General features: G+C 47.9%; 26 protein-coding genes. 16 read left to right on the top strand and 10 right to left on the bottom strand.

Features of this window, described 5'->3' with window-relative positions:
* Positions 1-2: 2 nt before the first annotated feature.
* The 7 genes from fliM (at position 3) to rcsA (ending at position 4,507) form a co-directional block, all read left to right on the top strand.
* On the top strand, positions 3-1,007 hold the full coding sequence (gene fliM, locus OQV04_RS14095; protein WP_001295641.1) for a flagellar motor switch protein FliM: 1,005 nt from the start codon (positions 3-5) through the stop codon (positions 1,005-1,007).
* The gene (gene fliN / locus OQV04_RS14100) at positions 1,004-1,417 is read left to right on the top strand and encodes a flagellar motor switch protein FliN (RefSeq protein ID WP_032281079.1); all 414 of its coding nucleotides are present in this window, start codon (positions 1,004-1,006) and stop codon (positions 1,415-1,417) included. Before fliM ends, fliN begins: the two co-directional genes overlap by 4 nt.
* A 2-nt stretch (positions 1,418-1,419) precedes the next feature.
* A complete protein-coding gene (gene fliO / locus OQV04_RS14105) occupies positions 1,420-1,785 on the top strand; it encodes a flagellar biosynthetic protein FliO (protein WP_247806598.1) in 366 nt (121 codons plus the stop codon).
* Complete coding sequence (gene fliP, locus OQV04_RS14110; RefSeq protein ID WP_001253441.1) at positions 1,785-2,522, top strand: flagellar type III secretion system pore protein FliP; 738 nt, start codon at positions 1,785-1,787, stop codon at positions 2,520-2,522. The genes fliO and fliP overlap by 1 nt, the downstream gene beginning before the upstream one ends.
* Positions 2,523-2,531: 9 nt before the next feature.
* A complete protein-coding gene (fliQ, locus tag OQV04_RS14115) occupies positions 2,532-2,801 on the top strand; it encodes a flagellar biosynthesis protein FliQ (RefSeq protein ID WP_000187358.1) in 270 nt (89 codons plus the stop codon).
* Positions 2,802-2,808: 7 nt separating this feature from the next.
* Positions 2,809-3,594 carry a flagellar biosynthetic protein FliR gene (gene fliR, locus OQV04_RS14120; RefSeq protein WP_000942326.1) on the top strand — a complete coding sequence of 262 codons (786 nt, stop codon included), beginning with the start codon at positions 2,809-2,811 and terminating at the stop codon, positions 3,592-3,594.
* Positions 3,595-3,883: 289 nt separating this feature from the next.
* A complete protein-coding gene (gene rcsA, locus OQV04_RS14125) occupies positions 3,884-4,507 on the top strand; it encodes a transcriptional regulator RcsA (protein ID WP_000103987.1) in 624 nt (207 codons plus the stop codon).
* A 43-nt stretch (positions 4,508-4,550) separates the two neighbouring features.
* Here the strand turns inward: rcsA and dsrB are convergent, their stop codons facing one another.
* Complete coding sequence (gene dsrB / locus OQV04_RS14130; protein WP_000867217.1) at positions 4,551-4,739, bottom strand: protein DsrB; 189 nt, start codon at positions 4,737-4,739, stop codon at positions 4,551-4,553.
* A gap of 162 nt (positions 4,740-4,901) precedes the next feature.
* On the opposite strand from dsrB, the gene yodD reads away from it, so the two are divergent.
* Positions 4,902-5,129 (top strand): peroxide/acid resistance protein YodD, encoded by a 228-nt coding sequence (gene yodD / locus OQV04_RS14135; RefSeq protein WP_000844800.1) that lies wholly within the window; start codon positions 4,902-4,904, stop codon positions 5,127-5,129.
* 299 nt (positions 5,130-5,428) lie between these two features.
* Entirely contained in the window at positions 5,429-6,244 is an 816-nt protein-coding gene (locus tag OQV04_RS14140; protein ID WP_000491488.1) for a mannosyl-3-phosphoglycerate phosphatase-related protein, read from the top strand.
* Here OQV04_RS14140 and dgcQ read toward each other — a convergent pair.
* The 3 genes from dgcQ to OQV04_RS14155 form a co-directional block, all read right to left on the bottom strand.
* Entirely contained in the window at positions 6,241-7,935 is a 1,695-nt protein-coding gene (gene dgcQ, locus OQV04_RS14145) for a cellulose biosynthesis regulator diguanylate cyclase DgcQ (RefSeq protein WP_077696296.1), read from the bottom strand. The genes OQV04_RS14140 and dgcQ overlap by 4 nt on opposite strands.
* A 170-nt stretch (positions 7,936-8,105) precedes the next feature.
* On the bottom strand, positions 8,106-8,288 hold the full coding sequence (locus tag OQV04_RS14150) for a YodC family protein (RefSeq protein WP_000009307.1): 183 nt from the start codon (positions 8,286-8,288) through the stop codon (positions 8,106-8,108).
* 78 nt (positions 8,289-8,366) lie between these two features.
* Positions 8,367-9,284 (bottom strand): DUF808 domain-containing protein, encoded by a 918-nt coding sequence (locus OQV04_RS14155; protein ID WP_000922683.1) that lies wholly within the window; start codon positions 9,282-9,284, stop codon positions 8,367-8,369.
* A 172-nt stretch (positions 9,285-9,456) separates the two neighbouring features.
* Between OQV04_RS14155 and yedA the strand changes: the two genes are divergently transcribed.
* Positions 9,457-10,377 carry a drug/metabolite exporter YedA gene (yedA, locus tag OQV04_RS14160; protein ID WP_001212226.1) on the top strand — a complete coding sequence of 307 codons (921 nt, stop codon included), beginning with the start codon at positions 9,457-9,459 and terminating at the stop codon, positions 10,375-10,377.
* On the opposite strand, the gene vsr is transcribed toward yedA, so the two are convergent.
* The 4 genes from vsr to drpB all read right to left on the bottom strand — a co-directional run bounded on the left by vsr (position 10,366) and on the right by drpB (position 13,318).
* Positions 10,366-10,836, bottom strand: a complete 471-nt coding sequence (gene vsr / locus OQV04_RS14165; RefSeq protein WP_000786004.1) for a VSPR family DNA mismatch endonuclease — start codon at positions 10,834-10,836, stop codon at positions 10,366-10,368. The two genes, yedA and vsr, sit on opposite strands and share 12 nt — an antisense overlap.
* Positions 10,817-12,235, bottom strand: a complete 1,419-nt coding sequence (gene dcm / locus OQV04_RS14170; RefSeq protein WP_032281081.1) for a DNA-cytosine methyltransferase — start codon at positions 12,233-12,235, stop codon at positions 10,817-10,819. The genes vsr and dcm overlap by 20 nt, the downstream gene beginning before the upstream one ends.
* Before the next feature lie 66 nt (positions 12,236-12,301).
* Positions 12,302-12,997, bottom strand: a complete 696-nt coding sequence (locus OQV04_RS14175; RefSeq protein WP_032281083.1) for a phosphohydrolase — start codon at positions 12,995-12,997, stop codon at positions 12,302-12,304.
* Between the two features lie 39 nt (positions 12,998-13,036).
* Complete coding sequence (gene drpB / locus OQV04_RS14180) at positions 13,037-13,318, bottom strand: cell division protein DrpB (RefSeq protein WP_247806594.1); 282 nt, start codon at positions 13,316-13,318, stop codon at positions 13,037-13,039.
* Between the two features lie 651 nt (positions 13,319-13,969).
* Between drpB and OQV04_RS14185 the strand changes: the two genes are divergently transcribed.
* Together OQV04_RS14185 and hchA are read left to right on the top strand one after the other, a co-directional pair.
* Positions 13,970-15,043, top strand: coding sequence for a porin (locus OQV04_RS14185; RefSeq protein ID WP_032281084.1), 1,074 nt, complete (start codon positions 13,970-13,972; stop codon positions 15,041-15,043).
* Positions 15,044-15,634: 591 nt separating this feature from the next.
* Positions 15,635-16,486 carry a glyoxalase III HchA gene (gene hchA, locus OQV04_RS14190; protein ID WP_032281085.1) on the top strand — a complete coding sequence of 284 codons (852 nt, stop codon included), beginning with the start codon at positions 15,635-15,637 and terminating at the stop codon, positions 16,484-16,486.
* Between the two features lie 106 nt (positions 16,487-16,592).
* Here hchA and hprS read toward each other — a convergent pair whose 3' ends face one another.
* Both hprS and hprR read right to left on the bottom strand, forming a co-directional pair.
* On the bottom strand, positions 16,593-17,951 hold the full coding sequence (hprS, locus tag OQV04_RS14195) for a two-component system sensor histidine kinase HprS (protein WP_032281086.1): 1,359 nt from the start codon (positions 17,949-17,951) through the stop codon (positions 16,593-16,595).
* A complete protein-coding gene (gene hprR, locus OQV04_RS14200; protein ID WP_001339045.1) occupies positions 17,951-18,622 on the bottom strand; it encodes a response regulator transcription factor HprR in 672 nt (223 codons plus the stop codon). Before hprR ends, hprS begins: the two co-directional genes overlap by 1 nt.
* 132 nt (positions 18,623-18,754) lie before the next feature.
* Here hprR and hiuH point away from each other — a divergent pair, with 132 nt between their 5' ends.
* The 4 genes from hiuH to zinT all read left to right on the top strand — a co-directional run bounded on the left by hiuH (position 18,755) and on the right by zinT (position 21,824).
* The gene (hiuH, locus tag OQV04_RS14205) at positions 18,755-19,168 is read left to right on the top strand and encodes a hydroxyisourate hydrolase (protein WP_000920120.1); all 414 of its coding nucleotides are present in this window, start codon (positions 18,755-18,757) and stop codon (positions 19,166-19,168) included.
* 108 nt (positions 19,169-19,276) lie between these two features.
* Positions 19,277-20,281 (top strand): protein-methionine-sulfoxide reductase catalytic subunit MsrP, encoded by a 1,005-nt coding sequence (gene msrP / locus OQV04_RS14210; RefSeq protein WP_032281087.1) that lies wholly within the window; start codon positions 19,277-19,279, stop codon positions 20,279-20,281.
* Complete coding sequence (msrQ, locus tag OQV04_RS14215; protein ID WP_195753859.1) at positions 20,282-20,917, top strand: protein-methionine-sulfoxide reductase heme-binding subunit MsrQ; 636 nt, start codon at positions 20,282-20,284, stop codon at positions 20,915-20,917.
* Positions 20,918-21,173: 256 nt separating this feature from the next.
* Positions 21,174-21,824 carry a metal-binding protein ZinT gene (gene zinT, locus OQV04_RS14220; protein WP_247806868.1) on the top strand — a complete coding sequence of 217 codons (651 nt, stop codon included), beginning with the start codon at positions 21,174-21,176 and terminating at the stop codon, positions 21,822-21,824.
* The last annotated feature ends 351 nt before the right edge of the window (positions 21,825-22,175 follow it).

The raw sequence follows: 22,175 nt of genomic DNA on the forward strand, positions 1-22,175 counted from the left end.
ACATGGGCGATAGTATTCTTTCTCAAGCTGAAATTGATGCGCTGTTGAATGGCGACAGCGAAGTCAAAGACGAACCGACAGCCAGTGTTAGCGGCGAAAGTGACATTCGTCCGTACGATCCGAATACCCAACGACGGGTTGTGCGCGAACGTTTGCAGGCGCTGGAAATCATTAATGAGCGCTTTGCCCGCCATTTTCGTATGGGGCTGTTCAACCTGCTGCGTCGTAGCCCGGATATAACCGTCGGGGCCATCCGCATTCAGCCGTACCATGAATTTGCCCGCAACCTGCCGGTGCCGACCAACCTGAACCTTATCCATCTGAAACCGCTGCGCGGCACAGGGCTGGTGGTGTTCTCGCCGAGTCTGGTGTTTATCGCCGTGGATAACCTGTTTGGCGGCGATGGACGCTTCCCGACCAAAGTGGAAGGTCGCGAGTTTACCCATACCGAACAGCGCGTCATCAACCGCATGTTGAAACTGGCGCTTGAAGGCTATAGCGACGCATGGAAGGCGATTAATCCGCTGGAAGTTGAGTACGTGCGTTCGGAAATGCAGGTGAAATTTACCAATATCACCACCTCGCCGAACGACATTGTGGTTAACACGCCGTTCCATGTGGAGATTGGCAACCTGACCGGCGAATTTAATATCTGCCTGCCTTTCAGCATGATCGAGCCGCTACGGGAATTGTTGGTTAACCCGCCGCTGGAAAACTCGCGTAATGAAGATCAGAACTGGCGCGATAACCTGGTGCGCCAGGTGCAGCATTCACAGCTGGAGCTGGTCGCCAACTTTGCCGATATCTCGCTACGCCTGTCGCAGATTTTAAAACTGAAACCCGGTGACGTCCTGCCGATAGAAAAACCCGATCGCATCATCGCCCATGTTGACGGCGTCCCGGTGCTGACCAGTCAGTACGGCACCCTCAACGGTCAGTATGCGTTACGGATAGAACATTTGATTAACCCGATTTTAAATTCTCTGAACGAGGAACAGCCCAAATGAGTGACATGAATAATCCGGCCGATGACAACAACGGCGCAATGGACGATCTGTGGGCTGAAGCGTTGAGCGAACAAAAATCAACCAGCAGCAAAAGCGCTGCCGACTCGGTGTTCCAGCAATTTGGCGGTGGTGATGTCAGCGGAACGTTGCAGGATATCGACCTGATAATGGATATTCCGGTCAAGCTGACCGTCGAGCTGGGCCGTACGCGGATGACCATCAAAGAGCTGTTGCGTCTGACGCAAGGGTCCGTCGTGGCGCTGGACGGTCTGGCGGGCGAACCACTGGATATTCTGATCAACGGTTATTTAATCGCCCAGGGCGAAGTGGTGGTCGTTGCCGATAAATATGGCGTGCGGATCACCGATATCATTACTCCGTCTGAGCGAATGCGCCGCCTGAGCCGTTAGTGATGAATAACCACGCTACTGTGCAATCTTCCGCGCCGGTTTCTGCTGCGCCACTGCTGCAGGTGAGCGGCGCACTCATCGCCATTATTGCCCTGATCCTCGCTGCTGCCTGGCTGGTAAAACGGTTGGGATTTGCCCCTAAGCGCACAGGCGTTAACGGTCTGAAAATTAGCGCCAGTGCTTCGCTGGGCGCGCGTGAACGGGTTGTGGTGGTCGATGTGGATGATGCACGGCTGGTGCTCGGCGTTACCGCAGGGCAAATCAATCTGCTGCATAAACTTCCCCCTCCTGCACCAACGGAAGAGATACCGCAGACCGATTTTCAGTCGGTCATGAAAAATTTGCTTAAGCGTAGCGGGAGATCCTGATGCGTCGTTTATTGTCTGTCGCACCTGTCCTTCTCTGGCTGATTACGCCCCTCGCCTTCGCGCAACTGCCGGGTATCACCAGCCAGCCGCTGCCTGGCGGTGGACAAAGCTGGTCGCTCCCGGTGCAGACGCTGGTGTTCATCACCTCGTTGACGTTTATTCCGGCAATTTTACTGATGATGACCAGTTTCACCCGCATCATCATTGTTTTTGGTTTATTGCGTAACGCGCTGGGAACACCCTCCGCGCCACCTAACCAGGTATTGCTGGGGCTGGCACTGTTTTTGACCTTTTTTATTATGTCACCGGTGATCGACAAAATTTATGTCGATGCGTACCAGCCATTCAGCGAAGAGAAAATATCAATGCAGGAGGCGCTGGAAAAAGGGGCGCAGCCGCTGCGTGAGTTTATGCTGCGTCAGACCCGTGAGGCAGATTTAGGGTTGTTTGCCAGACTGGCGAATACCGGCCCGTTGCAGGGACCTGAAGCCGTGCCGATGCGCATTTTGCTCCCGGCCTACGTGACCAGCGAGTTGAAAACCGCATTTCAGATAGGCTTCACGATTTTCATCCCTTTTTTGATTATCGACCTGGTGATAGCCAGCGTGTTGATGGCATTGGGGATGATGATGGTTCCCCCCGCCACCATTGCTCTGCCCTTTAAACTGATGCTGTTTGTACTGGTGGATGGCTGGCAATTGCTTGTCGGTTCGCTGGCGCAGAGCTTTTACAGCTAGAGAGGCAAAATGACACCTGAATCGGTCATGATGATGGGGACTGAAGCGATGAAAGTCGCGCTGGCACTGGCTGCCCCGCTATTGTTGGTAGCGTTGGTCACGGGCCTTATCATCAGTATTTTGCAGGCCGCCACGCAGATTAACGAAATGACGCTGTCGTTTATTCCGAAAATCATCGCCGTATTTATCGCCATTATTATTGCCGGACCGTGGATGCTCAATCTGTTGCTGGATTACGTCCGCACCTTGTTCACTAACCTGCCGTATATCATCGGGTAGCCGTACTATGTTGCAGGTGACAAGCGAACAATGGCTATCCTGGTTAAGCCTGTACTTCTGGCCGTTACTGCGCGTGCTGGCGCTGATCTCCACCGCACCAATTCTGAGCGAACGCAGCGTGCCGAAACGGGTAAAACTGGGGCTGGCAATGATGATCACGTTCGCCATTGCCCCATCATTACCTGCCAACGATGTTCCTGTTTTTTCGTTCTTTGCTCTGTGGCTGGCCGTACAGCAGATCCTGATCGGTATTGCGCTTGGTTTTACCATGCAATTTGCCTTTGCCGCTGTGCGAACCGCTGGCGAAATTATCGGTCTGCAAATGGGGCTGTCATTTGCGACATTTGTCGATCCGGCCAGCCATCTTAATATGCCCGTTTTAGCGCGTATCATGGATATGCTGGCGTTACTGCTGTTCCTGACATTTAACGGTCATTTATGGTTGATTTCACTGCTAGTCGATACCTTTCACACCCTGCCGATTGGTGGCGAACCGTTGAACAGCAATGCGTTTCTGGCACTCACCAAAGCAGGGAGTTTGATTTTCCTTAACGGGCTGATGCTGGCATTACCGCTCATTACTCTGCTGCTGACCCTGAATCTGGCATTAGGCTTACTTAATCGTATGGCCCCGCAATTATCCATTTTTGTTATTGGATTTCCATTAACTCTGACTGTCGGTATCTCTTTAATGGCGGCATTAATGCCGTTAATTGCGCCTTTTTGCGAACATTTATTCAGTGAAATTTTTAATTTGCTGGCTGATATTATTAGTGAATTGCCATTAATATAATTCCGTAACGTTTATCATGTTATCCTAAGGATTATCCGAAAAATAATGCCTACGAACATCTTCCAGGATACTCCTGCAGCGAAATATTTGTTTTAAGCTCACTCACATATCGCAACATTTACTTTACTTTAAGACAATTCCAGGCAAATTATACAACACTTTACGGGATAGTAAGTCCGCCTGAAAAATCGCGAGAGTGGCGCATTAGGTGACCCATGTTGTTCCGTTTAGTCATGATGAAATATTCAGGTAAGGGGAATTATCGTTACGCATTGAGTGAGGGTATGCCATGTCAACGATTATTATGGATTTATGTAGTTACACCCGACTAGGTTTAACCGGGTATCTGTTGAGTAGAGGGGTTAAAAAAAGAGAAATCAACGACATTGAAACCGTTGATGACCTTGCCATAGCTTGTGATTCACAGCGCCCTTCAGTGGTGTTTATTAATGAGGACTGTTTCATCCATGATGCTTCTAACAGTCAGCACATCAAGCACATCATTAATCAACATCCCAATACGTTATTTATCGTTTTTATGGCAATTGCCAATGTTCATTTTGATGAATATCTATTGGTCAGAAAAAATTTATTGATCAGTTCTAAATCGATTAAACCGGAATCTCTCGACGATATCCTTGGCGATATTCTGAAAAAAGAGACAACGATAACCTCTTTTTTAAATATGCCGACGTTATCATTGAGCCGAACCGAATCGAGTATGTTGCGAATGTGGATGGCAGGTCAGGGAACCATTCAAATCTCTGACCAAATGAATATCAAAGCCAAGACCGTTTCATCGCATAAAGGTAATATTAAACGTAAGATCAAAACGCATAATAAACAGGTTATCTACCATGTCGTCCGACTGACGGATAATGTGACTAATGGTATTTTTGTCAACATGCGCTAACACATTCTGACTGGTGGTTTCCCACCAGTCAGGCTGAATAAGATTACTCTGCTTTCTCCACAAAGATACCGTCCTGATGCCCTGCTTCATTAAAGAACCAGATGCCGAGCGGGTAGTCTTCCAGCGAAACCAGGTACATTGTGCCTTCACTAAACTCCTCAACTGCCAGTACCACGCCAGGACGACGCGGACCGCCATCCGTTTTGACTGTTACCCGATCATTCACCTTCATCGTTTTCCTCCTGTGGCTTTGTGCCAGTGTAGAACAATTTCGTTTTTCTGGCAGCGCCAGGCGCGCGCGAGTGCTGATTTTCTCGACGGTCTATACTTAAAAGATGCCAGGCGGACTTAACGACTGGCGGCAACAACAGAGTAACGGTTGCGAGGAAAGATGATGAAAACCGCAAAAGAGTACAGCGATACCGCAAAACGTGAGGTCAGCGTCGATGTCGATGCCCTGCTGGCGGCGATCAATGAAATTAGCGAAAGCGAAGTTCATCGCAGCCAGAACGATTCTGAACACGTTAGCGTCGATGGACGTGAATATCATACATGGCGTGAATTGGCGGATGCCTTCGAACTGGATATTCATGACTTCAGCGTCTCTGAAGTGAATCGTTGAATGCACAATAAAAAAATCCCGACCCTGAGGGGGTCGGGATGAAACTTGCTTAAGCAAGAAGCACTTAAAAAATTCGTTACACCAGGAAATCTGATGTGTTCATCACCTTATCCGCAATTTTTTTCGCTGACAAGAAAATATTCGCCATATGAATGATTAACGCTACTTATGAATAGAAATGTTACGCACTTCACCCCTTGGTGGCTCTGGCGTCAGCGGGATCGCTCCCGAAAAAAATCATCTTTGATAATTTGTGCTGTTTTGAGAATCATCCTGGTAAGGGGGAGTACTGCGCGACTATGTTTTCAATTCAACAACCACTACTGGTTTTTAGCGATCTTGATGGCACCCTGCTGGACAGTCATAGTTATGACTGGCAACCGGCAGCCCCCTGGCTCAGCCGTTTACGCGAAGCAAATGTTCCCGTCATTCTCTGTAGCAGTAAAACATCAGCGGAAATGCTGTACTTGCAAAAAATGTTGGGGCTACAAGGTTTACCGCTGATTGCAGAGAATGGCGCAGTGATCCAGCTTGCTGAACAATGGCAGGAGATAGACGGTTTTCCACGCATCATCTCAGGTATTAGCCATGGCGAAATCAGCCAGGTTTTAAATACGCTACGCGAGAAAGAACATTTTAAATTCACGACTTTTGATGATGTCGACGATGCAACCATCGCCGAATGGACGGGATTAAGCCGTAGCCAGGCGGCGCTGACGCAGCTTCATGAGGCGTCGGTAACGCTAATCTGGCGCGACAGTGACGAGCGTATGGCACAATTTACCGCTCGTCTGAACGAACTGGGCTTACAGTTTATGCAAGGTGCGCGCTTCTGGCACGTCCTGGATGCCTCTGCCGGAAAAGATCAGGCTGCCAACTGGATTATCGCGACCTATCAACAATTGTCAGGCAAACGCCCAACCACACTTGGCCTGGGCGATGGGCCAAACGATGCGCCCTTACTGGAGGTAATGGATTACGCGGTGATTGTGAAAGGGCTAAACCGTGAAGGGGTGCATCTGCATGATGAGGATCCGGCCCGCGTCTGGCGAACGCAGCGTGAAGGACCGGAAGGATGGCGTGAAGGGCTGGACCATTTTTTCTCCGCCCGTTAAGCGTTATCGCTCGCGAATACCCGATTACGCCCAGCCTGTTTAGCGAGATAAAGCCGACGGTCGGCCAGTGACTGGAGTTGTTCAAAATCATAATCACCGGTTTCCTCGCTGCTACTTACCCCCAACGAGGCACTGATGCGGATCGTCGTACTCTTAGCAATCAACATCTCTTTTTCATTTAACTTCAGGCGAATACGTTCTGCGACTTCCGCAGCCTCCGTCAGACTCGCGCCTGGCAGAATCACACAAAACTCCTCACCACCGACCCGCCCGGCAACATCCTGCGCACGCAAGGAACTGCTAATTAATCCGGCAGCATGAGAAAGAACACGGTCGCCCGCCTGATGACCAAAGCGGTCATTAATCGCTTTAAAATGGTCAAGATCGACCTGAATGACAGAAAAAGGATGTTGGTGCGTCTGACACAATTTCGCGAGCGGACGGGCTTTTTCGAACAGTGCGCCACGGTTATATAAACGCGTTAAGGTGTCGTGCCACGCCTGCCACTGCAACGAGCTTTGCAGAACATACATGTTGCTGACCATCCGGCGAATCACATACCAGGAGATGAGTAACATGGTGGTAAAGAGCGCCCACAGCAGGGTTAATGCAATGCTGATACTGCCGAAATCGCCGCGCACGCCTTCGCTTAACGTATGGACGCGCACCAGCACACCGTCGAAATGGTCCAGACGTTCCCAGCTAACATAGCGACTGTCCATACGAATGCCGCCCCGCGTGTCATGTTCCATTGCCTGCGCCAGCATGGCCAGTTCACGAGGATCAAAAATATTCCCTGTTGGATGGTCAGGATTGGAAGAGGTCAAAAATCTCAGCTTACTGTCATAGAGCTGATACTCACCATCGAGGTTTTTATCGATGGCGTTTCTTAAAAATTGCTGCATAGTACGCACGGGAATACTCATCCCCAGCACGCCATACCAGTAGTTATTACTGTCTACCGGAACACTGACGGTAACCTGCGGTTCAGTATTGCTGGCGTGTTCCGGTTGCGAAGTGAACCAGCGTACCGCGCGGTGACGATTTTCTCGTTGTGAATGGCCGATAAACCAGGGTTGGGTGACATAGCCGTAATAACGCGTCGGGACATTGCGCGTAAACAAGGTCGGCTGCGTCGAAACGTAAAATCCGGCACGCGAGACATACATCGCCTGTTCAACCATCGACGAGGAGTTGTGCGCTAGTCGCAGCAAGTAACCAACTTCCAGTGCAGCGGTAATTTCATTGTCGAGGCTTTCATTTTCGCGAGACAGGAGATTCCCCTCGCTGACTAATGCATCCGACACGCCATTGACTGGCAGGGTGCGCCGTCGGTTGAGTTCGATTTTCCAGGCGTGCTCGTCGCGATGCTGTTCGAACTCGGTTACAGCATCACGCAGAGAGGTGAAATCCAGTGGCGCTACGAGAGCTTCGCGCATGCCATTACGCAAAAAGATCAGTTTGTCGACGTTATACTGCAAATGCTTATCGAGCGCGTTGGCTACGTTTTCCAGATGATTACGCTGGCTGGAGATATAGGCATCTTCCAGCACTACCACTTCACGCCAGGTCAGCAAGGTGGAAAAAAGCAATACCACGATAAAGCAGAGATTAACGATATGACCAGGCCCCAGGCGGCGTGCGAGTTTTTTCAACCAGCTCTGGTTTTCCATTTTTGTCTCGTGCTGCACCCTGACGACTCCCCACCTGCTTTTTTATGATTCTGGCATAACCTGGCGATAGCGTACCGCAAAACAGCGATAATTTTATAATGGTGGCATGATAAGACGCGACTATCATTCATTGCAGGCATTGGCACACCAGGCCGGATGTGATCCGGCCTGGTCTTAATGATACCCTTTCAAACTTCTTCCGCAGAACGACTCCCCTCCCCCGGAACAAGCTCGGTTTCATGAAAAGCTTCCCGCTTGACCCCGTAACCGTCATACCAACGACACTCAACCATACCGCTGGAGTATCCAGTGACAATCATCCGCGGGCCGCCCTCTTTAACCGTAACTTCCTCACTAACCATAAAGCTCATACTCGCCTCCTTTTTTCGAGTGAAACTTGTTCACCTTAGTTGAAGATGGCGAATTTTGCATAATAGCCTGTGCGAGTATTAATGTGCCTGACCGCGCATTTTCGCTACGGCTTTCACTCCCAGCACCACGATGCCGCCGATGATAAATCCAAGAATCAGATTTAAAACAGTCGGTAATATCATCGCCACCACTGCACTTTGCTGCCCGGCGAAATGTTCAATGGCGTGATGCAACGGCGCAATACCATGTACCACAATCCCGCCGCCGACGAGGAACATCGCCAGCGTGCCGACAATCGATAACGCTTTCATCAGCCAGGGCGCGATAATCAATAATCCTTTACCTAATGCCTGCATCAGCGCGCTGGATTTTTCCGCCAGCCAATACCCCAGGTCATCAATCTTAACGATAACCCCTACCAGACCGTAGACGCCCACGGTCACTACCAGCGCGATGCCTGAAAGCACCAGCACCTGATTAAGCAACGGCGCTTCGGCCACAATCCCCAGCGTGATGGCGACGATTTCGGCAGACAATATAAAATCGGTACGAATCGCCCCTTTTATTTTGTCCTTTTCAAACTTCAGCGGATCCTGCGCCGCCAGCTTCTCCAGACGCTGCTGACTCTGCGCCGGATCTTCTTTATGTTTACGCGCCTCCAGCATATGCAGCACTTTCTCTACCCCTTCAAAGCAGAGAAACGCGCCACCAATCATCAACAGAGGCGTAATCGCCCACGGGATAAACGCACTGATGATCAGCGCCAGTGGCACCAGAATCACTTTATTAATCAGCGATCCTTTCGCCACGCCCCAGACCACGGGAAGTTCCCGGTTGGCCCGCACGCCTGAAACTTGTTGCGCATTGAGCGATAAGTCATCCCCTAATACACCGGCGGTTTTCTTCGCCGCCAGTTTGCCCATCACGGAGATATCGTCCAGCAGTGTGGCGATATCATCGAGCAACGTCAGTAAACTACTCCCGGCCAAAAGCATTCCCTCTCATTTTTATTGTTGAAGGGTGTAAGTATGAAGCAAAAACGGCAGCTCTGATATTTGCTTCACAGGTCAACATTTTTTTAACAATCAAGTGCAATTATATCTCTCGCCAGCAGAATGATTTTCACGTTTACTATGAACCACCTTTTTATTTCCACCGTGAGGGATTATGCGTTTCCGCCAGTTATTACCGCTTTTTGGCGCGCTGTTTGCGTTGTATATCATTTGGGGCTCAACCTATTTTGTCATTCGGATTGGCGTGGAAAGCTGGCCTCCATTAATGATGGCGGGCGTTCGATTCCTGGCAGCCGGTATTTTATTGCTGGCATTTTTGCTACTGCGCGGACACAAGCTCCCCCCGCTACGTCCGCTGCTCAATGCCGCGCTGATTGGCCTGTTATTGCTGGCTGTCGGTAATGGCATGGTGACGGTTGCCGAACATCAAAATGTTCCTTCCGGCATCGCCGCCGTAGTGGTTGCAACCGTGCCCCTCTTTACCCTGTGCTTCAGCCGCCTGTTTGGCATTAAAACGCGCAAACTGGAATGGGTGGGTATTGCCATTGGGCTTGCCGGAATCATCATGCTCAATAGCGGTGGAAATTTAAGCGGCAATCCGTGGGGCGCGATTCTGATTTTAATCGGCTCGATTAGCTGGGCGTTTGGCTCAGTTTATGGCTCGCGCATTACCTTACCTGTAGGGATGATGGCGGGTGCGATTGAGATGCTGGCGGCAGGCGTGGTGTTAATGATCGCGTCGATGATTGCGGGTGAAAAACTGACGGCGCTCCCTTCCCTTTCAGGCTTCCTTGCGGTCGGCTATCTGGCGCTGTTTGGTTCGATTATCGCCATTAACGCTTATATGTATTTAATCCGCAACGTCAGTCCGGCTCTCGCCACCAGTTACGCCTACGTTAACCCGGTGGTCGCGGTCTTGCTGGGTACGGGACTGGGCGGAGAAACGCTGTCGAAGATTGAATGGCTGGCGCTCGGCGTAATTGTCTTCGCGGTGGTACTGGTCACGTTGGGAAAATATCTCTTCCCGGCAAAACCCGTAGTTGCGCCAGTTATTCAGGACGCATCAAGCGAGTAAATGAATCCCCTGCGTGTCGATCTGCGCGCTGGCACCTTCGCCGCAGATCCACTCTTCCAGACGCTCGCTAAGCGCTTCATCCGTCAGCTTCTCGCGCCCACGTAACGCGCACTCCCAGACAATCAATACGCGCCAGCCGAGTTCCTGCAAGCGACTGATATCGCGGCGATCGCGCTCAACATTTTTACCTATCTTCTCCAGCCAGAACTCGGTTCGAGTCGCAGGCACTTTAAACAGATAGCAGTGATGATGGTGCCAGAAGCAGCCGTGGGTAAATATCACGCAGCGATATTCATCAACGACAAAATCCGGGCGTCCGGGCAGACTGGCGTCCTGAACGCGAAACGCCAGGCCCTGCCCGGTTAACAGACTGGCGAGGCGCTTCTCAATCGCCGTATCACGCGTGGCAATCGCGCGCATATTTTTGCTGCGAGTGGCCTTATCGTGAACGTCGGCCATGTTGTGCCTCTTGCTGACGCAACGCCACCGCCTGTTTGATTTTTGGCTCAAGCAGTTTTGCCACCGCGGCAAAGACCGGCACGACCACCGAGTTACCGAACTGGCGATAGGCCTGAGTGTCCGAAACCGGAATGCGGAATTTCGCTTCTCCCGGCGCTTCAAAACCCATTAAGCGCGCGCATTCCCGAGGCGTTAACCGACGTGGACGATGTTGCTGATTCAGCGGATCGTCAAAGTCTTTTTCACCCGTGGCCATATCCCATCCGCGATCGATTAAAATTTCCGCGCCATCTTTGTAATAACGCGCAGACAGCGTACGGGTGACGCTTTGCGGATTGTTCGGATAAACCATTCCATAACCGAAGCCGTTACCGCGCGCCTGATGTTTTTTCGCATATCGATAGAGGTACTTCCACAGTACCGGCGTCAGGATATATTTCGCCTCGACCATCGGGTCCAGCAGCTGCGCCAGCGTCACTCGCTGCGCAGGGAAACATCCGCTGATATCACGCAGAGTAAAATCGGCTTTCAGATTAAGATCGCGACGAAAACCCACCAGCACGATGCGTTCACGGTGCTGCGGCAGAAAATGTTTACCATCGATGATTTTCGGATCGTCCGGCCCGTTATCTTCTGCATCAGCCACGTCATAGCCCAGTTCGTCCAGCGTCTTCATGATGATGCGGAACGTTTTACCCTGGTCGTGGCTTTTCAGGTTTTTGACGTTTTCGAGCACAAACATCGCCGGACGACGCGCGTCGATAATGCGCACCACATCAAAGAACAGCGTGCCCTGAGTATCGCAGGCAAAACCGTGCGCCCGCCCGAGCGAGTTCTTTTTCGATACGCCAGCCAGCGAAAATGGCTGACAAGGGAAACCGGCCAGTAAAACATCGTGTTCAGGAATGTGTTGACGAATATGTTCCGCCGCCGCCTCATCACTCACGCCTTCTTTATGGCTGAGGGTGATGTCGCGGATATCTTCATTAAAATGATGCGTCGCCGGGTCGCAATAATGGTTGGCTTTATAAGTGCGTACCGCATGTTTGTTCCATTCGCTGGTAAACACGCATTGTCCGCCAATCGATTCAAAACCGCGACGGATACCGCCAATTCCGGCAAATAGATCGATAAAGCGAAACGCATAATGCGGATGATGTGCCGGTGGTTTGGGTAACAACGTTTGCAGATGGGCGAACTCTTTCTCACTTAAACGGTGCCATGCCGAGTCATTCGTCAGCGCACGTTTTAAAATTGCCGCGCTCCAGTGATTCTCACCCACAACATTAAGCTGCGCCACCAGCGTTTTAACATCATAAATTTGCAGCAGTTTCTCCAGCATTGCCTGTGCGGCATTCCCGGTGCTGTATGAATCGGTTACTGATATATTTTCCTGCATAGATTTAACCGGCCATCTGAGATGGTCGACAGGTTAACATAATTACAGCCATTTAGGGCCACGCGCTCAGCCCGCGGGTGAAAACGCATCTATCACCTTGTGATCGACACCTTCATTCTCCCCCGCCAGTTCGGCACTGAGCTTCGCCATAAACTCGACTAAAAAATGCGCGTTGTGCTGCGCCAGCTGCTTGCCTCTTACGGTTTGCATGGTTTGCGGTAGCTTCAGCAACTTAGTCTGGAAATGATCCAGCGCGTAACGTTTATCATCAAGCGGGCGATGCTGTGCGAGCGGATCTTCGGCATCAAACAGCGCCACGCCCAATGCCCCTGAAACGGCAAACACACGTGCCAGGCCAATCGCCCCCAGGGCTTCCAGCCGATCCGCATCCTGGACAATTTTAGCTTCCGTGGTTAAGGGGGCGATTTGCGCGCTGAAACTGTGAGCGGCAATGGCATGACAAACGGCCTCAATTTTCTCCGCCGGAAATTGCACGAACTCTTCACGGAGCAGGCGACGCGTCTCTTCTGCCGCCAGGATTGAAGAACGCTGCCGTTGCGGATGATTTTTCGCCAGGCTCACAATATCGTGGAAATAACAGGCTGTTAAAATCACCAGCATATCGACATCGTCATCTGCCGCCAGCTTCTGTGCCGTAGCCCAGACGCGGCGAAAATGACACACGTCATGGGCCGCGTCCTGGTGCTGATGATGGTTTTTCAACCAGTTTTCGAACTGTGCCTGCCAGTGTTGTAAGTCCATACGCGCTCCGTTGCCAAAGAGTCGCCACCTTAGCAGTTTTTATTCATAGCGTCTGCTACGTGCGGGACGAGGTCGGGTGTACCAGGCAATGCTGCCTAACAATGCCCCGACCAGAGCCATAAATAAAAATCCGACCAGTGCCCCTAACCACTTTTCCGCGGTAGAGCCTAAATCGCTTTCAAATCCCGACACGGGGGCATCGGGGATCCGGCTAATCACCCAGATGTAACGCGCCATTGCCCAGACGAAATAGCCACACCATGTATAGAAAGCCCACAAAGCCAGTTTGCCGCCAGGGCTGCGAGAGAGTCTCTCTTCCATCTTTGTCGAACCGTATTCCATTTTGAGATAACCCGGAAAATTCAGACTAAGCACTATTATGTGATAAAAGTCACATTTTTCCACATTGAATGAGCCAGTCAAGACTCAATCATTTTTTGAACAAATAGATAAATTTTGCGCAACGGCAGTGAATACAGGAAAAATCGTTTTGAGCGATTTTATTTATCTTTGATATCGGCTTTATTAATTCATTCAATCAATATATTAGCACTGATTACAATTATACCTTTTTATTATTCTGTGTCATGATGCCTCCGTTATTAGCCTTTTATCGTCTTGTTTATATTTTTTGGGCCGGCATGATGCCGGCTTTTTTTTATGCCTTCATTAATGTGCGCGTGATCACACCAGCCGTTTAGCGCATCAATCATTGATACCCCCTATCTTTCCGCTCAACTCATAACATATTGATATGCATTTATAATTTTCATGAATATTTATATTTAGAATTCATAATTATGAATTATATTAAATAGATTAGAAACATTTTGAAATCTTTTAAATATATTTGTTACATGTAGTCCTTAAAATAAAATGAACTTCATAGAATAGTATCCAAATGTGCTTTTTTTTTGGATAACGGCACTTATTGATATATTCATGAAGATTATAATCACAAGGGAATACATAATGAAAAGAAAAGTTCTGGCAATGCTGGTCCCGGCGTTATTAGTTGCTGGCGCAGCAAATGCGGCTGAAATTTATAATAAAGATGGCAATAAAGTTGATTTCTACGGCAAGATGGTTGGCGAACGCATCTGGTCAAATACTGATGATAATAACAGCGAAAACGAAGATACCTCCTATGCTCGTTTCGGTGTTAAAGGTGAAACCCAAATCACCAGCGAACTGACTGGTTTTGGTCAGTTTGAATACAACCTCGACGCCAGCAAGCCCGAAGGTGAAAACCAAGAAAAAACCCGTTTAACCTTCGCCGGTTTGAAATATAACGAGTTAGGATCATTTGACTATGGCCGTAACTACGGTGTTGCTTATGATGCCGCAGCTTATACCGATATGTTAGTTGAATGGGGTGGCGATTCCTGGGCTTCCGCTGACAACTTCATGAATGGTCGTACCAACGGTGTTGCAACCTACCGTAACTATGATTTCTTTGGCCTGGTTGATGGTCTTGATTTTGCGATTCAGTACCAAGGCAAAAACAGCAACCGTAGCACTAAGAAACAAAATGGTGACGGCTATGCGTTGTCTGTAGACTATAACATCAATGGTTTTGGTATCGTTGGTGCATATAGCAAATCTGATCGTACTAATGAACAAGCTAGTGACGGCTACGGTGATAACGCTGAAGTGTGGTCATTAGCAGCCAAGTATGATGCAAATAATATCTATGCAGCAATGATGTACGGTGAAACCCGCAACATGACCGTTTTGGCTAATGATCATTTTGCAAATAAAACCCAAAACTTTGAAGCTGTTGTACAGTATCAGTTCGACTTCGGTTTACGTCCGTCTTTAGGCTACGTATATTCCAAAGGCAAAGATCTTTATGCTCGTGATGGACATAAAGGTGTTGATGCTGACCGCGTAAATTATATCGAAGTTGGTACCTGGTACTACTTCAATAAGAACATGAACGTCTACACAGCATACAAATTCAACATGCTGGATAAAGATGACGCCGCCATTACTGGCGCAGCAGCTGATGACCAGTTTGCAGTTGGTATCGTCTACCAGTTCTAATCAGCCAACGCGCCGCGGCGTGTTACTGTAAAACTGAACACTAGCCTGAGTTCGTCCCTCATCGAACTCAGGCTTTTTTATTGGCATTTCATCTCCATCTGCGGCACACGCAATTGCCGAAGCATATCGATACAGCACCTTACCCTGCCCCTCCTGGCACAATAACATCAACCAGCTACTCTTCAAGCTAACACCCAAATGCATTTCTTTATAAATTAATCCGTAACAAACACGCTTCCCATATAGAAATATTTGCAAAAATAGTGCATGAAATAAGCTTTTTCTCTACCAATCCGCGATATAAATATTCATCAGCACCACAATATTCCACAGCACTAAATCTCTCCCCGCCACCCCGTACCTCTGATAATGGTCTAAAATCATTGAGGCCACTTGCGACGACGTTACTCAATAAGGAAAATTTGGCGTGAATAATATTCAACACCAGTGCAGCATCATCATTACATACTTACACCCGCCGACTACCGCTTTCGATATATTGACTCAATTTTCCAGCCTGGTTAAAAATAGCGACCAGCTCAGTCGCAAATATAGTGACTACCCTAACTAAGCAACAATAAGGAATACACTATGACTGTTCAAACAAGTAAAAATCCGCAGGTCGATATTGCTGAAGATAATGCCTTCTTCCCTTCAGAATATTCGCTTAGCCAATATACCAGTCCTGTCTCTGATCTTGATGGCGTGGACTATCCAAAACCGTATCGCGGTAAACATAAAATTCTGGTGATCGCCGCGGACGAACGTTATTTGCCAACCGATAACGGAAAACTGTTCTCGACCGGTAACCATCCGATTGAAACGTTGCTGCCGTTGTATCATCTCCATGCTGCAGGTTTCGAATTCGAAGTGGCGACCATTTCCGGTCTGATGACCAAGTTTGAATACTGGGCTATGCCGCACAAAGATGAAAAAGTAATGCCATTCTTTGAGCAGCATAAATCGTTGTTCCGCAATCCGAAGAAACTCGCGGATGTTGTCGCCAGCCTCAACGCTGATAGCGAATATGCAGCAATCTTTGTTCCTGGTGGTCATGGCGCACTTATTGGTTTACCTGAAAGCCAGGACGTAGCTGCCGCTTTACAGTGGGCAATCAAAAATGACCGTTTTGTTATCTCCCTTTGCCACGGCCCGGCGGCTTTTCTGGCGCTTCGCCACGGCGATAACCCACTGAATGGTTATTCCATTTGCGCATTCCCAGACGCCGCAGACAAACAAACGCCAGAGATAGGCTATATGCCGGGTCATCTCACCTGGTACTTCGGCGAAGAGCTGAAGAAAATGGGCATGAACATCATTAATGACGACATCACCGGGCGAGTACATAAGGACCGTAAAGTTCTCACCGGCGACAGTCCTTTCGCAGCGAATGCGTTGTGTAAACTGGCGGCGCAGGAAATGCTGGCAGCTTACGCGGGTTAATCCCTGTTACGTTTGAATGTAAGCGCATAATCAATCGCAGCCGCGTTAGTACTCACGACGTGGCTGCGTTTTTCACGGTTAATTTATGGCGTACTGAAGCCCTATGTTAATTTCTTTGCGGTAACGTAATCCGGAACACATTATGCTTATTGAGATAGTGATACGTAGCACTTCCCCCATGCAATTCGGCAATCGCTTTGACTAAAGAAAGGCCTAGTCCCTGACCTACGGAATGACGCGAATTATCTCCCCGCCAAAATCTACGGAAGAGTTTTTCAGGCTCATTAATTTTCGTTCCAGGGCTGGCGATATCAATATTAAGAGATCCGTTGGTATCAAGAAAACTGGTTATATGAATACGCGATTTTTCTGGTGAATATCTAATGGCATTAACAATAAGATTCGATAACATTCGTTGCAGTAAAATTTTATCCGCAAAGATTTGCTGATTGCACTCGACCTTAAAGCAAATCTCTTTCTCGTCTGAAAGATATTCAAGATAGTCCAACAAATTTTCGACTTCCTTATTGAGAGAAAGCGAGTCCAGTTTCACCAAAACATTGTTTTTATCTGCCCTGGCAAGAAACAGTATGTTCTCTGTTAACCGCGAAATATTTTCCAGCTCTTCAATGTTACCGGCAATTGTTTTTTGATATTCAGCGATACTTCTGGTTTGACTGAGCGTAACCTGATTCTGACCCAGTAATGCATTAATTGGCGTTCTAAGTTCATGAGCGAGATCGTCAGCAAACTGACTTAGACGCTCAAAATCTTTGACTAAAGCATGATGCATTTTATTCAACGCCTGCCCAAGAGGTTTTAGTTCTCTCGGTAATGCGCTAACCTCAACAGGCTCTCGGCTATCGTTATAATTCAGCGCTTCCGTTACACCAATCAACTTTTTGATCTCTCGTAACCCCGTTTGGATTAACAGCGGACTTAATACTGAGCACAGTATAATGGCGACAATGCAAATTATAATGCTATTGATTTTATACTGTTCAAGCATGTTATGTCTGGCTGAAGCCAATTTAGCCACAGTAACCGTTAATGATGGCGAAACTTCATCAATATTAATTCGTAAAGCATCTATCTCTGTATCATTAATAATGCTTCTGTAAATACCAGCTGCACTGATTGTCTCACTAGCAGGTATGTTATTTAACATGCCATCACTGACATTTGTCCGGTTAACAATTTTATTGATGCTATCACCATGAATGATCAAGATATCCTGACTAACATCCATCATCCGGTTAAAGTATACAGGTAACGTATCTGGATTTACCCCATCAATTAACAACTGCTTGATCTGCGCTGTCCGGTTAATGAGTGTTGTATCATCGCGCCATTTCAACTCACTTGCCAGGCCATTATAGAGAGTCCAGACAATTCCGGCGCCAGCAACAGACAGCAGCAATATAAAAAGCAAGGTTAAACGGACGGTTATAGATAATCTTTTCATTATTTTTTTACCGCTACGAATGAATAGCCCATCCCCCGGATTGTAGCGATTAGCTTCTCAGGAAAAGGATCATCAACTTTTGCGCGGAGCCTGCGAATGGCAACATCCACCGTATTGGTATCACTATCAAAGTTGATTCCCCAAATTTCACTCGCAATAACCGTTCTGGGTATAATTTCGCCAGCTCTGGAGGCCAGTAGCCAAAGTAACTGAAACTCCTTGCGCGTCAGTGTAATACTGATATTGTCCCTGCTCACACTTTGACTAACAGAGTCCATTCTTAAGCCGCTGATTTCTAATGTTGAATTCAAAGCGTGATGTTGCCTTAATTGTGCCCGAACCCTTGCCAGCAACTCAGAAAATGAAAAAGGTTTTACCAGATAATCATTTGCTCCACTGTCCAGCCCTCTGACTCTGTCATCGACAGAATCCCTTGCAGTAAGGCAAATAACAGGGGTTTGCTTTGCCGTTCTTAACGTTTGTAAGATCTGCCAGCCATCCATACCCGGAAGCATAATATCCAGAATGATCAATGCATAATCATCCTTCAGCGCAAGATAAAGCCCATCTCTGCCATCAGAAACGGCATCAATGACATAACCCGCTTCGGAAAGCCCCTGCGTTACCCACTCCTGGGTCCTTTGATTATCTTCAATAAGTAAAATCTTCATGAAAATAATATGCCATAAATTATATGTTATAGAAACAGCCTGGTTCATTACAAAATTGTAATGCTGCTGTAAGGTTACCCTGGACGCTTTTTCGCTATCCTCAAAACTCATTCACATGACAAGGATATAAACATGTTAAAGCGTTATTTAGTACTCTCGGTAGCAACGGCAGCATTTTCATTACCTTCTTTGGTTAATGCCGCACAACAAAACATTCTTAGCGTGCACATTTTGAACCAGCAAACAGGAAAACCCGCTGCTGACGTGACAGTCACTCTTGAAAAGAAGGCGGATAACGGCTGGTTACAACTTAATACCGCCAAAACAGATAAGGATGGACGAATTAAGGCACTGTGGCCCGAGCAAACTGCAACTACGGGCGATTACCGTGTCGTATTTAAAACCGGGGACTATTTCAAGAAACAAAATCTTGAAAGTTTCTTCCCTGAGATCCCCGTTGAATTTCATATTAATAAAGTGAACGAGCATTATCATGTGCCTTTATTACTTAGCCAATATGGGTATTCAACCTATCGTGGCAGTTAATGCATAAATATGTAAAAGCAGATCTCTGCTACTGTTAGGGAGGACACTCCCTGACAGATTAACAGTAAACGGCTCTTGCTGGCTAACGACAAAAAAGTGTGATGGCTTATGAAAAAGAATCAATTTTTAAAAGAATCAGATGTTACGGCCGAGTTGGTATTCTTTATGAAGCGTCGGCAGGTGTTAAAAGCACTGGGCATCAGTGCAGCTGCACTTTCTTTGCCTCACGCTGCGCATGCCGATCTGCTTAGCTGGTTTAAAGGGAACGATCGCCCACCCGCCCCCGCCGGAAAAGCGCTGGAGTTCAGCAAGCCTGCCGCCTGGCAAAATAACCTGCCACTGACGCCAGCAGATAAAGTCTCCGGTTATAACAACTTCTATGAATTCGGGCTGGATAAAGCCGATCCCGCCGCTAATGCTGGTAGCCTGAAAACCGATCCATGGACACTGAAAATCAGCGGCGAAGTGGCAAAACCATTGACCCTCGATCACGATGATTTAACCCGTCGCTTCCCGCTGGAAGAGCGTATTTATCGTATGCGCTGCGTGGAAGCGTGGTCGATGGTGGTGCCGTGGATTGGTTTTCCGCTGCACAAATTGCTGGCGCTTGCCGAACCCACCAGCAATGCGAAGTATGTCGCTTTCGAAACAATTTATGCACCGGAACAGATGCCAGGCCAGCAGGACCGCTTTATCGGCGGTGGGCTGAAATATCCTTATGTCGAAGGATTGCGTCTCGACGAAGCAATGCATCCGCTCACACTGATGACCGTAGGTGTTTATGGCAAGGCGTTACCGCCACAAAATGGCGCGCCGGTGCGACTGATTGTGCCGTGGAAATATGGCTTTAAAGGGATTAAATCGATAGTCAGTATTAAGCTGACCCGCGAGCGTCCGCCAACCACCTGGAATCTGGCAGCGCCTGACGAATACGGTTTTTACGCCAACGTTAATCCGCATGTTGATCACCCGCGCTGGTCACAGGCTACCGAACGATTTATTGGTTCAGGCGGCATCCTCGATGTACAGCGCCAGCCAACGCTACTGTTTAATGGTTACGCCGACCAGGTGGCATCGCTGTATCGTGGCCTGGATTTGCGGGAGAATTTCTGAATGCGTCTGACAGCAAAACAGGTGACATGGCTGAAAGTTTGCCTGCATCTTGCCGGATTGTTGCCGTTTCTCTGGCTGGTCTGGGCGATCAATCACGGTGGACTGGGTGCCGATCCGGTGAAAGATATTCAGCATTTTACCGGTCGCACTGCACTGAAATTTTTGCTGGCGACCTTGTTAATCACACCTCTGGCACGCTACGCAAAACAGCCGTTATTGATACGCACTCGCCGCCTGTTAGGCTTATGGTGCTTTGCCTGGGCGACACTGCATTTAACCAGTTACGCATTGCTGGAGCTGGGCGTGAATAATCTGGCGTTATTAGGCAAGGAGTTAATTACCCGGCCTTATTTAACGTTAGGAATTATCAGCTGGGTTATTTTGCTTGCTTTAGCGTTTACTTCAACCCAGGCGATGCAGCAAAAACTCGGCAAGCACTGGCAACAGTTGCATAATTTCGTCTATCTTGTCGCGATCCTGGCCCCAATACATTATCTGTGGTCGGTGAAGATTATTTCACCGCAGCCGCTCATCTACGCTGGGCTGGCTGTACTGCTTTTAGCTTTACGGTATAAGAAGTTGCGTTCCCTTTTTAACCGGTTACGCAAGCAGGTTCACAACAAATTATCTGTATAACTTCATATTGCCGACAAAGTACGCGTTATCCCTGCCGGATGTGGCGCGAGCGCCCTATCCGGCCTACGCAGATCACATCAGGTTATGTTTCGTTTGTCATCAACCTCAAATTATCAACATAATTCATTTTATTTCAATAAGATAGATAAGTACACCTGAGAAAACTATGCTCTCATCTCCTAAGAGTTGTTGCATTTTGTCATATGTTACAATATAACATTACACATCATATACAATGACTCTGGAGGAAACTGTTTTGGCGATTCGTCTTCACAAACTGGCTGTTGCTTTAGGTGTCTTTATTGTTAGCGTTCCTGCCTTTTCGCATGGTCATCACTCACACGGCAAACCCTTAACAGAGGTCGAACAAAAAGCTGCTAATGGTGTTTTTGATGATGCCAATGTACAAAACCGAACGCTCAGTGACTGGGATGGAGTCTGGCAATCCGTTTATCCTTTACTGCAAAGTGGCAAACTTGACCCCGTCTTTCAGAAGAAAGCGGATGCAGATAAAACTAAAACATTTGTTGAAATTAAAGATTATTATCACAAAGGTTATGCAACAGATATCGAGATGATTGGCATTGAGGACGGCATTGTTGAATTCCATAGAAATAATGAAACAACATCCTGTAAATATGATTACGATGGATACAAAATACTCACCTATAAATCAGACAAGAAAGGCGTTCGTTACTTATTCGAATGTAAAGATCCTGAAAGCAAAGCCCCTAAATATATACAATTTAGCGATCATATAATTGCACCACGAAAATCATCTCATTTTCACATTTTTATGGGTAATGATTCACAGCAATCTTTATTAAATGAAATGGAAAACTGGCCAACGTATTATCCATATCAGTTGAGTAGCGAAGAAGTGGTCGAGGAAATGATGTCTCATTGAGTATTCTCATGATAACGCCTCGATGCCGCTTTAGTAAGTCATCATAACTGCCACTGGTCCATCCACAAACGCCACTGAACGCAAGCTAGCTACAGACACGCTCATCACTATGACGTGTCTGTATATTAATAAGCTAACCCGCATTGAGTTAACCAATAACGGATTCCATACACAATACGGCCAACAGAGAAAGATACCTGTGCTCACGCCATTGCTTATATTGGCTGGTTACAATGTGCACTATCAATTTTTTAAATAACAAATTCTTAAAACCTGGATTTGCCCCTATATTTCCAGACATCTGTTATCACTTAACCCATTACAAGCCCGCTGCCGCAGATATTCCCGTGG

It is taken from the genome of Escherichia sp. Lx600-2 (assembly GCF_036662595.1).
Taxonomy (GTDB): Bacteria; Pseudomonadota; Gammaproteobacteria; order Enterobacterales; family Enterobacteriaceae; genus Escherichia; species Escherichia coli.

Bases quoted from the DNA above. Each gene is read 5' to 3' on its own strand.
- OQV04_RS14175 (WP_032281083.1), bottom strand. From the start codon at position 12,997: ATGGACTTACAACACTGGCAGGCACAGTTCGAAAACTGGTTGAAAAAC.
- fliM (WP_001295641.1), top strand. From the start codon at position 3: ATGGGCGATAGTATTCTTTCTCAAGCTGAAATTGATGCGCTGTTGAAT.
- msrP (WP_032281087.1), top strand. From the start codon at position 19,277: ATGAAAAAGAATCAATTTTTAAAAGAATCAGATGTTACGGCCGAGTTG.
- rcsA (WP_000103987.1), top strand. From the start codon at position 3,884: ATGTCAACGATTATTATGGATTTATGTAGTTACACCCGACTAGGTTTA.
- hprR (WP_001339045.1), bottom strand. From the start codon at position 18,622: ATGAAGATTTTACTTATTGAAGATAATCAAAGGACCCAGGAGTGGGTA.
- hprS (WP_032281086.1), bottom strand. From the start codon at position 17,951: ATGAAAAGATTATCTATAACCGTCCGTTTAACCTTGCTTTTTATATTG.
- yodD (WP_000844800.1), top strand. From the start codon at position 4,902: ATGAAAACCGCAAAAGAGTACAGCGATACCGCAAAACGTGAGGTCAGC.
- dsrB (WP_000867217.1), bottom strand. From the start codon at position 4,739: ATGAAGGTGAATGATCGGGTAACAGTCAAAACGGATGGCGGTCCGCGT.
- OQV04_RS14185 (WP_032281084.1), top strand. From the start codon at position 13,970: ATGAAAAGAAAAGTTCTGGCAATGCTGGTCCCGGCGTTATTAGTTGCT.
- fliR (WP_000942326.1), top strand. From the start codon at position 2,809: ATGTTGCAGGTGACAAGCGAACAATGGCTATCCTGGTTAAGCCTGTAC.
- dcm (WP_032281081.1), bottom strand. From the start codon at position 12,235: ATGCAGGAAAATATATCAGTAACCGATTCATACAGCACCGGGAATGCC.
- msrQ (WP_195753859.1), top strand. From the start codon at position 20,282: ATGCGTCTGACAGCAAAACAGGTGACATGGCTGAAAGTTTGCCTGCAT.
- OQV04_RS14155 (WP_000922683.1), bottom strand. From the start codon at position 9,284: ATGCTTTTGGCCGGGAGTAGTTTACTGACGTTGCTCGATGATATCGCC.
- hiuH (WP_000920120.1), top strand. From the start codon at position 18,755: ATGTTAAAGCGTTATTTAGTACTCTCGGTAGCAACGGCAGCATTTTCA.
- yedA (WP_001212226.1), top strand. From the start codon at position 9,457: ATGCGTTTCCGCCAGTTATTACCGCTTTTTGGCGCGCTGTTTGCGTTG.
- fliQ (WP_000187358.1), top strand. From the start codon at position 2,532: ATGACACCTGAATCGGTCATGATGATGGGGACTGAAGCGATGAAAGTC.
- drpB (WP_247806594.1), bottom strand. From the start codon at position 13,318: ATGGAAGAGAGACTCTCTCGCAGCCCTGGCGGCAAACTGGCTTTGTGG.
- hchA (WP_032281085.1), top strand. From the start codon at position 15,635: ATGACTGTTCAAACAAGTAAAAATCCGCAGGTCGATATTGCTGAAGAT.
- OQV04_RS14140 (WP_000491488.1), top strand. From the start codon at position 5,429: ATGTTTTCAATTCAACAACCACTACTGGTTTTTAGCGATCTTGATGGC.
- fliP (WP_001253441.1), top strand. From the start codon at position 1,785: ATGCGTCGTTTATTGTCTGTCGCACCTGTCCTTCTCTGGCTGATTACG.
- fliO (WP_247806598.1), top strand. From the start codon at position 1,420: ATGAATAACCACGCTACTGTGCAATCTTCCGCGCCGGTTTCTGCTGCG.
- fliN (WP_032281079.1), top strand. From the start codon at position 1,004: ATGAGTGACATGAATAATCCGGCCGATGACAACAACGGCGCAATGGAC.
- vsr (WP_000786004.1), bottom strand. From the start codon at position 10,836: ATGGCCGACGTTCACGATAAGGCCACTCGCAGCAAAAATATGCGCGCG.
- OQV04_RS14150 (WP_000009307.1), bottom strand. From the start codon at position 8,288: ATGAGCTTTATGGTTAGTGAGGAAGTTACGGTTAAAGAGGGCGGCCCG.